The sequence below is a fragment of the Sporosarcina luteola genome, assembly GCF_007991495.1.
In the GTDB taxonomy this organism is placed as follows: Bacteria; Bacillota; Bacilli; order Bacillales_A; family Planococcaceae; genus Sporosarcina; species Sporosarcina luteola.
Genome location: NZ_BJYL01000065.1, coordinates 1 through 10,093 on the forward strand (window position 1 = coordinate 1; position 10,093 = coordinate 10,093).

General features: G+C 42.9%; 11 protein-coding genes and 2 tRNA genes. 7 read left to right on the plus strand and 6 right to left on the minus strand.

Annotated features, from left to right (window positions below; all coding sequences use genetic code 11):
* Positions 1 to 157: 157 nt before the first annotated feature.
* The 4 genes from SLU01_RS17495 to SLU01_RS17510 form a co-directional block, all read right to left on the minus strand.
* Entirely contained in the window at positions 158 to 1,093 is a 936-nt protein-coding gene (locus SLU01_RS17495) for an NERD domain-containing protein (protein WP_246111039.1), read from the minus strand.
* Between the two features lie 217 nt (positions 1,094 to 1,310).
* A complete protein-coding gene (lepB, locus tag SLU01_RS17500; protein WP_147060754.1) occupies positions 1,311 to 2,456 on the minus strand; it encodes a signal peptidase I in 1,146 nt (381 codons plus the stop codon).
* Entirely contained in the window at positions 2,437 to 2,949 is a 513-nt protein-coding gene (locus SLU01_RS17505; protein WP_147060756.1) for an RNA polymerase sigma factor, read from the minus strand. Before SLU01_RS17505 ends, lepB begins: the two co-directional genes overlap by 20 nt.
* A 123-nt stretch (positions 2,950 to 3,072) precedes the next feature.
* Positions 3,073 to 4,272: an iron-containing alcohol dehydrogenase gene (locus SLU01_RS17510; RefSeq protein WP_147060758.1), complete on the minus strand. Its 1,200-nt coding sequence runs from the start codon at positions 4,270 to 4,272 to the stop codon at positions 3,073 to 3,075.
* Between the two features lie 169 nt (positions 4,273 to 4,441).
* On the opposite strand from SLU01_RS17510, the gene SLU01_RS17515 reads away from it, so the two are divergent.
* The 4 genes from SLU01_RS17515 to salA all read left to right on the plus strand — a co-directional run bounded on the left by SLU01_RS17515 (position 4,442) and on the right by salA (position 7,392).
* Complete coding sequence (locus tag SLU01_RS17515) at positions 4,442 to 4,933, plus strand: DinB family protein (RefSeq protein ID WP_147060760.1); 492 nt, start codon at positions 4,442 to 4,444, stop codon at positions 4,931 to 4,933.
* Positions 4,934 to 4,955: 22 nt separating this feature from the next.
* Positions 4,956 to 5,252, plus strand: a complete 297-nt coding sequence (locus tag SLU01_RS17520) for a rhodanese-like domain-containing protein (protein ID WP_147060762.1) — start codon at positions 4,956 to 4,958, stop codon at positions 5,250 to 5,252.
* A gap of 290 nt (positions 5,253 to 5,542) precedes the next feature.
* Complete coding sequence (locus SLU01_RS17525; RefSeq protein ID WP_147060764.1) at positions 5,543 to 6,256, plus strand: N-acetylmuramoyl-L-alanine amidase; 714 nt, start codon at positions 5,543 to 5,545, stop codon at positions 6,254 to 6,256.
* 77 nt (positions 6,257 to 6,333) lie between these two features.
* Positions 6,334 to 7,392 (plus strand): iron-sulfur carrier protein/transcriptional regulator SalA, encoded by a 1,059-nt coding sequence (salA, locus tag SLU01_RS17530; RefSeq protein ID WP_147060767.1) that lies wholly within the window; start codon positions 6,334 to 6,336, stop codon positions 7,390 to 7,392.
* 22 nt (positions 7,393 to 7,414) lie between these two features.
* Here salA and gerD read toward each other — a convergent pair whose 3' ends face one another.
* Positions 7,415 to 8,032: a spore germination lipoprotein GerD gene (gerD, locus tag SLU01_RS17535; RefSeq protein WP_308507749.1), complete on the minus strand. Its 618-nt coding sequence runs from the start codon at positions 8,030 to 8,032 to the stop codon at positions 7,415 to 7,417.
* A gap of 142 nt (positions 8,033 to 8,174) precedes the next feature.
* Here gerD and SLU01_RS17540 point away from each other — a divergent pair, with 142 nt between their 5' ends.
* Positions 8,175 to 8,861 (plus strand): KinB-signaling pathway activation protein, encoded by a 687-nt coding sequence (locus tag SLU01_RS17540; protein WP_147060769.1) that lies wholly within the window; start codon positions 8,175 to 8,177, stop codon positions 8,859 to 8,861.
* 46 nt (positions 8,862 to 8,907) lie between these two features.
* Here the strand turns inward: SLU01_RS17540 and SLU01_RS17545 are convergent, their stop codons facing one another.
* The gene (locus SLU01_RS17545; protein WP_147060771.1) at positions 8,908 to 9,573 is read right to left on the minus strand and encodes a polysaccharide deacetylase family protein; all 666 of its coding nucleotides are present in this window, start codon (positions 9,571 to 9,573) and stop codon (positions 8,908 to 8,910) included.
* Positions 9,574 to 9,752: 179 nt separating this feature from the next.
* On the opposite strand from SLU01_RS17545, the gene SLU01_RS17550 reads away from it, so the two are divergent.
* Both SLU01_RS17550 and SLU01_RS17555 read left to right on the plus strand, forming a co-directional pair.
* Positions 9,753 to 9,827, plus strand: a tRNA-Asn gene (locus SLU01_RS17550).
* A 7-nt stretch (positions 9,828 to 9,834) separates the two neighbouring features.
* Positions 9,835 to 9,910 (plus strand) — tRNA-Thr (locus SLU01_RS17555).
* The last annotated feature ends 183 nt before the right edge of the window (positions 9,911 to 10,093 follow it).

A 10,093-nucleotide genomic window follows, 5' to 3' on the forward strand; every position in this document is an offset into this window, starting at 1 on the left:
TGGCGGTACATTAAGAGAGCTTTAAAGTCCCGCGAGTACGGTAAAATGTTGCTAGCGGTACATTAAGCGTTCTTTTAAAGCTAGTACCCGATTAATTTAGATCGACTCCTAGAATAGCGGCTCTATATAACCCTTCAATACGTTGCATAAATGCTCATCATTCACTTTCAGATAGCTTATCCACATAGTATCTCTGTTTCTTACTCCCTTTCTGTGTAAAGTTCTGCGCTAATACTCTTCTGATCGTTTTAGAGGAGTCGATTACTCTGCACCATTCTTGTACAAGTGCTCTAGTGATTCGCATATCAGGAAAAAGGAGTTTCAATTCTTCAGTACTTCTAATAATGCTAGCGTCAAGCCCCTCTACATACCCACATTTTTCACAAACCGTTTTAAGGACATTTTTTCTTGTCATAAAGGAATGGCATAAGGGACAAAAAATACCTTTCTGCAGATGCTGATACTGGAAATGCGGCTCCCGTGCATAAGGTGAGTGTGGCAAGTGCATTTTCAATAAGTGCTCCGCCAGCTGCCGATGTTCCCTGCTCAGAACGGATGGAGTTTTATTGATGCCCTCCATAAACCGTTTTAATTGTGAAGGCAAAATTATCGGTATATCAGCAGGAGCTTGATACAAAGTGAACTCTGGGTTGATAAATACGAGATACCCTTTAATTGTCATATTGCTCTTCATCCTTTTTAGCAATGAACGTAGCAGTGTCAAACTTCGATTTAACTGATGCAGCGGATTCAGAATCTCCTGGTTGGTGGAAAGAATACGAAAGACACCAGACTCGTAAAGAAAGTCTCCTTCATAATTCTTAATTTCAAAAAGTACTATTTCTTTTTCGGAAATAAGCAAAGTATCAATCTGAAAGACTGAATGATTTTGATCCAGGCAAATATCGTGTAACAGATAAATGTCGGCCTGCAATGCTTCTGTTAGTTGATCGAAACGTTTTTCGCCTTCAAAGCCTTTGACTATATTTGCATAACGTTTGTTGTCTTTTTCGGATAACGTCAATCTGTAATGGAGCGAGCGCAGCGCTATCAATTCTTTTACTTCATCACGTTTCTTCATAGTAATTGTCAATTATTGCAACTCCTATTTTTATTTTGCAGTACTGAGAAATAAGAAATGAAAAGGGATGAGAAAAGAGGATGCGGCGAAAGGATAAAATAGAAAGAGGGTGGGGATCCATCTTGTAAATCTCTTCTACATACACGTCTAAAACTCCTTCTTTACTACAATACATATTTAGGAAAAGTGAAAAGGCCAACAGATTGGACTGCAGGCCTTTATTCTGCCATCATTTTTCATAGCCGATAATAATGCCTTCGATCTTATCAATCGAGAGTGCTCCGAAGTCCCGGCTATCCGTACCCCGCCACCATTGATCGACGAGGATGTAGACAGTGTTTTCCTTTACGACGACCGGATCTACATTCATATTGAAGTATTCCCTCGTGGATTGTTCAGTAACAATGGCATTGTTGGGCGTGTTTTTGAAATATTCTTCTTCGCCCATCCCTCGCCTCGTTGCTTTTCCATAAAACGTATCAAGCAGCTTGTCGTCGATAAACACTTGACCTCCCTTAATCTCAACCGTTTCTCCGGGCAAGCCGACAACTCTGCCGATATACATTTCGGGTATGGCCGTGTTTTTGGCGATTACAGAAGGCGGCATATGATAATAAACGACATGCCCCCGCCTTAGTTCGCCAACGTCAGTTGAAACGACAAGTTTCCCGTGTTCGTGAAATTCGAAATCGTGCTCACCTCTATCCATCGCATCAGAGCCCCACTCAGCCAAAAATGTATGTTCCGATTGCGTCACGACACCTAACCGTTCAGGGGTGAAATCATCAGTGATTACTTCCGTAGTATCCAAGTACTTCCAAGTGGAAAATTCGATGCCGTCTTCACCGACAAAGATTCGTGGACCTTTTTGTTTTAATTCATAAGAGAAACCATCCGCCACAATTGTATACGTGTCGCCTTTATGTTTAACCGTGAAATTTTCGTATGTGCCTGCCACTAATAGAGGCTCCTTAATTTTATAGCCTTGTAAAGCTTTTTCTCTGTCCCGATCATCGCCCATGAAAGCGGCGCCGAGAAAATCATCCTTAACCGTCAATGTAGATTCCCTAAACTCCAATACGTAATATGTTGGACTCGTTCGGCTGATTTGCTGTACATACATGCCATCCCATGAAGCCGTTACATTCGTTTGACCCGATTCACCGAGGCCCATATACAATCCGACACCAATGGAAAATAAAACGACAAGCGAAAGAAAGGTCGGGAGCAATGTGTGAATGCGGAACGTTTTTTTAGGACGCGCTTGAGTGAAAATTGACTTCCGCATTTTTTCTATTTGTAATGAAGACGGACGAAACACATCGCCAAGCTGCTTCAGCTCTTTCGCCAGATCATCATCGGATAAATGTTTCAATTGAAAAACCACCTTTCTCTAATTCTTTTTTAAAAGCCAGCAGTGCCCTCGACAAACTCATCTTCACTTTTCCTTCCGACCAATTGAGGATAGATGATGTTTCCTTCGTGGAAAATCCTTGAATCTTCCTTAAGATAATTACTTGCTGATAGCTCTTTTTCAGCTGACTGAGAACGTCGTAAAATTGTTTTTGCTGTGAATTCAGAAGCACAATGTCTTCAGTGGATGCTCCATGTTCGGTACGAACTGAGTGTAGATCGAAAAAATACATTAAAGGGTTGGTTTTTCTAAAATAACTCATCGTTGTTGTATAGGCGATCCGAAAAATCCATGTCTTCACGGATGAATCCCCTTTAAACTGGTGTTCATTTGCAATGACTTTCATAAATGTCTCCTGAGTTAAATCCTCAGCAGTGTGTGAATCCTTCACAAGCATAAAGATATAACTGTAGACCGCATCACTATATTCACTAAACCATAATTCACCGGACACAACGATCACCTCTCTTTTCTTCTACTACTTAGACGCAACCTTTGAAAAACGGTAACGGTTAATAAAAAATCGCAAGCCAATCATATGAAAGATGACTGGCTTACGATTTTTTGTTTTTCCTGACTATCCCTCAATCATTTTAATCAGTTCCCGCATATCTTCCTTAAAAAAGATTTTTGGAACGGGATAAAGCGGATTGGCTTCTCGTAGAGCCCGTTCAATCATGAGCGGGATATCACGATCGTTAATGCAATCGACTTTATCGGGAATGGCCATTTTTTTATTCAAATCCTTAATGGCTTGGATGAATTTCGTCGATTTCTGTTCAGTGGAGTCGGTTCGTACGCAAATGCCAATTACATCGGCCAGCTCAGCTAACGGTTTCTGTGCGGATTCTCCATAATACTCAAGGACATGGGGGAGGATAATCGCATTGGCGAGCCCATGCGGTACATTATAGAACCCGCTCAACGTATGTGCGATGGCATGTACATTGCCCACGTAAGCGCGAGTGAATGCTTTTCCTCCTAAATAGGCGGCCCTTTGCATATTTGTCCGAGCTGTGATATTTTCGCCGTTTGAATAGGCTTCGTAAAGGTTGTCGAAAATCAGCTTGACGGCCTCGATGCTCCATTGCGCCGTATGTTTCGTATTGCTTTTGCCGATATAAGCTTCGACCGCATGAGTAAGTGCATCCATTCCTGTCGTCGACGTAATATGCTTCGGGAGTTTCACTGTAAGTAACGGGTCCAACACCGTAAAATGCGGGATGAGTGCGGTATCCATCAATGCGTACTTTTCATGTGTGTTGCTGTCAGAAACGACGCATGCAAGCGTTGCCTCACTCCCCGTGCCTGCAGTCGTAGGAACGACGAACAACGGAGGCATCTTTTTCATGACTTTTAAAACGCCTCTCAGCTGAGGGAGTTTCTTATCAGGCCTTGCTAAACGTGCGCCTACCCCTTTGGCACAATCGATTGGCGAACCTCCTCCAAACGCGACGACCCCATCGCATTTAGTTGCTTTATAAAGTTCCAACGCTTCCTCGATATTATCAATTGTTGGATTTGGCACAGTCTTGTCGTAAACCGCAAAGTCGACTTCTAATGCACGCAGCCCATTCAGTAATCCCTCCATCAAGCCTGATTCCGCAATGCCTTTATCTGTAACAATTAAAATACTTTTAAGCCCTTCTCTTTGAATTATGTTCGGCAGTTTCGATAAACTATTTTCCCCAACTAATAGTTCGGGTTCGCGCCAAGGCAGGAAAAACATTGATAACTTCATGACCTGTTGAAAGCTTCGGCAATATAATTTATACATCCCGTTTCCCCCATTTCTATATATAGCGACATTAAACTTTCCGACTATTATTCATAAAGTAGCATATAAAGGTTAATCGTGCATCTGGTTTATGTGAAAAAGTCGCTTCACGATTAGTTTTGAACCCAAAATGGTAAGATAGGAGAACAGTACAGAGAGGAGTGTTTCGGTGAAAATCAACAATCAGGCACGTGAAAGTTTGTTTGTGGAAGTAGAGCATTTGACGAACGAAGAGTTGAACAAAAAGCCGTCGGAAAATGAATGGTCCATTAAGCAAGTGTTGGAACATCTTTATTTGATGGAAGGCGCCATTGCAAAGACAATCCAATATCAGCTTAGTGCAGGGGAAGACAGTGTTGTGGGGGATAAACCAATTGAACTATCGGTGAATCGTTCAACAAAAGTCCAGGCACCCGATTTTGCAAATCCATCGGATGATTTTGCCACTCTCGATGAATTGAAAGAGAAGCTATCGCAAACACATGAAGCTCTATCGGCAATCGCTTATAATACGCCGTCAGATATTTTGCGATCGAAATCCTATCCGCACCCCGTGTTCGGTGACATGAATCTCAGTCAATGGATTCCTTTCACCGCTTACCATGAAATGCGACATACCGAGCAAATAAAAGAAGTAAAAGAGAAGTTAGGTTTCAATTAAATAAATTCAAGGAGGATTCGGCATGAAGGAAATTACAACAACTGAACTGCAGCATCAACTGGAGAATGGCACGGTTCTCAATATGATTGACGTTCGTGAAGATGAAGAAGTAGCGCAAGGCATGATTCAAGGAGCTGTTCACATTCCGCTCGGCGAGTTGCCGGAAAGATTGGATGAAATCGATAAATCGAAGTCTTATATTATGATTTGCCGATCTAGCGGCCGAAGCGGCCGGGCATGTGAGTATTTAGAAGGTCAAGGGTACGACGTGACAAATATGGTCGGCGGCATGTTGGATTGGCACGGAGAAGTTGAATAAGTTTTTAACATAGGGAGCCAGAGCGGCTTCTTTTTTTATTAGCTATAAAAAATAAGATGGTGCTTTTGAGAAAGTTCCCGTTGAAACGCTGAAAGTTCTCAATATCGCATGAAAAGTTCTCATAGGAGCACAAGAAGTTCTCGAGAGCACTTGAAGTGTTCTCGTTGACGCGCCAGAAGTTCTCATTGAAGCACCAAAAGTTCTCATTAACACCGGAAGAGTTCTCCTTGGACAATTGGTTATATCTTGACCCACTCGTGCGTATAGTGTGGAAAAAGGCGGTGTGGAATTTGAAACGATGGCTGATCATCGGATTGTTATTTGTAACCTCCCTTGTTGTTGTCATTTACGGGGTGAATGCTTCGGATCGTGGTTTTTTCATGCCTGAGCAGCTCGGTGGTGTGAAAATCGTCATCGATCCGGGGCATGGCGGGTTGGATGGGGGGGCTTCATTTGGGGATGTCGTCGAAAGGGATATCACCTTAAGTATTGCGCATGAATTGAAAAAGAAACTTGAAAAGAAGGGCGCTATGGTTGTCATGACGCGTGAAAAAGATGGAGATGCCCTTGCGGAACACGCGCCGGGTGATGAGTTCGGGACGACTCGAAAACGGAAGCTTGCCGATTTGAAACTGCGGGAGAGTATTGCCATCGAAGAGGATCCCGATATGTTTCTTAGCGTCCATGTCAATGCGATACCGGAGACTAAGTGGCGTGGTGCACAAGTGTTTTATCATTCTGAAGGCCATGAGGGTGGAGAGCTTTTAGCGAAGTCAATTCAAGGATCGTTCCGGGATAATTTACAAAATACGGACCGCGAAGCAATGGCCATTAAAGGTGTTTATTTGTTGAAAAAAGTTCCGATGCCTTCTGTCTTAATTGAAACAGGGTTTATTTCCAATCCTGAAGAACGGGCACTTTTAACAGATCCGAATTACCAAGTAAAAGTGGCGGATTCCATTGTTGAAGGAATCATCCAATTTCATTTATCGGAGGAGAATTGAAAGCGAACTGCTTCTGTGATTGGCCCACTATGGTATACTTAGAGAAGATTGAATTATACCTTTAAGGAGTGGCCAAATTGATAAATGAACAAATTGTCCGTGACGTTTTAGGCGAATTGAAGGACCCGTTTTTACATAGAACACTTGCGGAAACCGATGGGATTGTCAGCATATCGGTTAAGCCCGAGAAGAAACATGTCAGTGTAAAATTGGCCATCGCTAAAATCAACACGGCGGAGCAAATGAATTTGCAGACAAAAGTAGTTGAAGTGATCAAGGCTGCGGGCGCCGATTCAGTCGGTATCCGATTTGAAGAGCTCCCGCCTGAAGCACTTGAAAAGTTCCGCGGTACAGCAACAGAATCGGAAACGCAAGACTTGTTATCGCCATTAAATAAAATTGAATTCATTTCTATTGCATCAGGAAAAGGCGGCGTTGGTAAATCAACAGTTTCTGTTAACTTAGCTGTTTCACTTGCCCGCTTAGGCAAGAAAGTCGGTTTGATTGACGCGGATATTTACGGATTTAGTGTGCCGGACATGATGGGGATCACTGAGTTGCCAGTTATTCGCGAGGACCGGATCATTCCGGTGGAGCGCTTTGGCGTTAAAGTGATTTCCATGGGCTTTTTTGTGGAGGACAATGCACCGGTTGTATGGCGGGGGCCAATGTTGGGCAAAGTGCTCGATCAGTTCTTCCGCGATGTGGATTGGGGCCATTTAGATTATCTTATCTTGGACTTGCCACCAGGAACGGGGGACGTTGCGCTTGATATCCACCAAATGATCCCTGCGACGAAGGAAGTTGTCGTTACGACACCACATCCGACTGCTGCTTTTGTAGCGGCGCGAGCAGGCGCAATGGCGCTTCAAACAGAACATACGATTTTAGGCGTTGTTGAAAATATGGCTTGGTTTGAGTCAAAAGCGACAGGCGAGAAGGAGTACGTTTTCGGACAAGGCGGAGGAACCCGACTTGCAGAGGAGTTACGTACGGAACTTCTAGGCCAGATTCCTCTTGGACAGCCGGATTGGAATGAAAATGATTTTGCTCCTTCCGTATATGCGGAAGATCATCCAATCGGGAAAACCTATTTAACAATTGCACAGGGAATTATTGATAAAACAGCGGAATGATAAATAGAACGAGCGGTGGAGGCTATTGCCCTCCACCGCCATTCTCATTTCCACCGCCTGACTCTCCACCGCTACCGCCACCACCCGATTCACTGCCCTTTTTCTCGGTAGGCGCGACTTCACCCGCTTTAAGAATCAATTCTTGCCATTTTGCTTTAAGCAATGGACTGTTAATCGTTTCCTCGATGGATTTCTCCAGCTGTTTCTTCATATTAGCTGATTGTAAAATGGTCTCCATTTGCTTTTGCATATCGGGTTGTCCAAAAAACTCCACCATTTCATCTTGGAAGGATGAGTCGTTAATCAATTTTTTCATGATGTCTTGCTGTTGTTCTTTCATGCTTTTTGCGATGGTCTCCGAGAACTTCGGGTCGTCAAAGGCGTGTTTCCAAAAATCTTGGCCTTTATCCGACAGTAATGTATCCTCGATTGATTTCTTCACTTCGGGCTGCTCAAGCACGATCAATTCGCGGAATTCAGCCTCTGAAAGCATTTTTCGGATTGCTTTCTTTCCATCTTCTGTTTGCAATGCATCCGTCATCATTTTCTTCATTTCGTCATAATTCGGGCTTTGCTGTTGCATGCTACAGCCTGATAGAAGGATGGCGAGTAGTAGTAAATGAACCCATTTTTTCATCATGGAATCAATTTCCCTTCCGATTGCATTTTCAATTATTGTTCACAAAATGGCGGGGAATATGCATTACACGTTCAACTAAATAGATTTTTCGCCAAAACGTTGATACACTATTGGGAGCAATTGAAAATGGGGGAACTATATCGTGACCATACGAAATTGGGTAAAATTCTTTTTTACGGCATTGATAATAGGAGGAGTTGTCACGGGGATCCTTGGATTGATCGTCCGCTGGGAATTCTTTTCGCAATATTTGTCATCTGGAGAATATATGGAAGCTCTCGGAGCGCTCTTATGGATGATTTTCCTTGGTTTTACAATGAGCGTCGTCGCACAAATGGGTTTTTTCGCTTATTTGACGGTGCATCAATTTGGCGTGAACTTGTTCAGATCATTGACGTTGTGGAATTGGGTGCAAATGTTAATGATCACTGTTGTCATTTTTGACTTAGTGTTTTTCAGATTCAAACTAACAGCGGGTGATACGGGACGAACTGTTTTGTATTTGACATTGCTGTTTTCGTTACTGGTAGTGTCCGCCATCACGGCTTATTTCAAAGCGAAATGGACTAAGAAACATACACTTATTTCAGCTTTGTTCTTTATGATTGTGATTACGACGCTTGAGTGGCTCCCGGCGTTGATGGTCCGTTCAGGCAATATCGATTCATGGGTGACGATTCTTCTATTCCCGTTACTTGCAGTGAATGCGTATCAGCTTCTAATGCTGCCGAAATACAACCGCCAATCCGATCAGGACAAAGAGAGGCTTGACGCGCGTAAACAAGCGAGGAATTCTTCAAAGACAGCAAAAACCGCGAAAGCGAAATGATAAAAAGCCCAGTTTTCCGTTAATGGAACTGGGCTTTTTAAAAACGTTATTTAGGAATCCTCTTTGTCTTTAAAGACATATTGAAAAGAACATCTTCCAAAGACTTGTACTGGCGGGTATCGTTAAGCTTCTTTAGAGAACTTAATGAAACTCGTTTTTCACGATAGTGGGGCAAGGAAATGATCTCTCCTTCAATAACAGGAGGAGGTTCACCTTCCAGCCATTGCACGGATGATCCGAGGGCATTCACTTCTGTATCCCATAGCGCATTGCGCAAAGAGTAAGGGAACTGCTCGTCTGATGTCCTAAACCAAAGAGGTTTGGAGTCGAAAAGTGCCTCATACTTTTCTAATTGCCCGATAAGAAGAGGGGTGTTTTGTTCATATTCCATTCCGGCATGTCCCAACAATCCGGTTGGAATATTACGTTTCTTGATCAGTTGTACGATTTCTGGAAAACGCTCCGCCCATTCCATGTCGAGAAGTAGCAATGGATAGGGAGACTTCAATTCATGAATCAGCTGCTCCACTTCGTCTTCTCCGAATGAAATATTGATCGTCAATGCAGACCCGGACATTCCTCTTACAATGACTTCATGTGGCTCGTCCGTCAATCTAAAAACGGTCTTTACGGAATCCGAGCCAGGTAATGTGGGAAAGAACAAGACGGCGGCAATGCAAATAGTAATCAGGATAAATAATTTAGCTCTCACGGCACATCCCCTTTATTGCACAATCTATAAAGTACTTTATGATAAGTGCTTGACCAATATGAGTAGTCCATGCTACTATAAAAAAGTCGTTGCAAGACCAGTGAAAAAAATGCTTGATTATCATCAGCACTTTAGTTATACTAAGTCTTGTCGTTGGAAAATAAAAATAGTAGTACGATTCCGCAGTAGCTCAGTGGTAGAGCAATCGGCTGTTAACCGATCGGTCGTAGGTTCGAGTCCTACCTGCGGAGCCATTTTTATGCTTCCATAGCTCAGTAGGTAGAGTGCTTCCATGGTAAGGAAGAGGTCACCGGTTCGAATCCGGTTGGAAGCTCCAGTATAAACTTATGCGATTCCTGTTTCATAAGGAAAACGCTTTTTTTATGCCCGTTCGACCTTGGAAATGAAATAATAGCACTTGCAACCGAATTCGAAAATTAATTTTTAAAATAGGCTTGCGCACTGAACGTAAATTTGTTAATATAACATTTGTGCGATTCGCACAGCCGATTCATTCCTA

Bases quoted from the DNA above. Each gene is read 5' to 3' on its own strand.
- gerD (WP_308507749.1), bottom strand. From the start codon at position 8,032: ATGATGAAAAAATGGGTTCATTTACTACTACTCGCCATCCTTCTATCA.
- SLU01_RS17520 (WP_147060762.1), top strand. From the start codon at position 4,956: ATGAAGGAAATTACAACAACTGAACTGCAGCATCAACTGGAGAATGGC.
- SLU01_RS17510 (WP_147060758.1), bottom strand. From the start codon at position 4,272: ATGTATAAATTATATTGCCGAAGCTTTCAACAGGTCATGAAGTTATCA.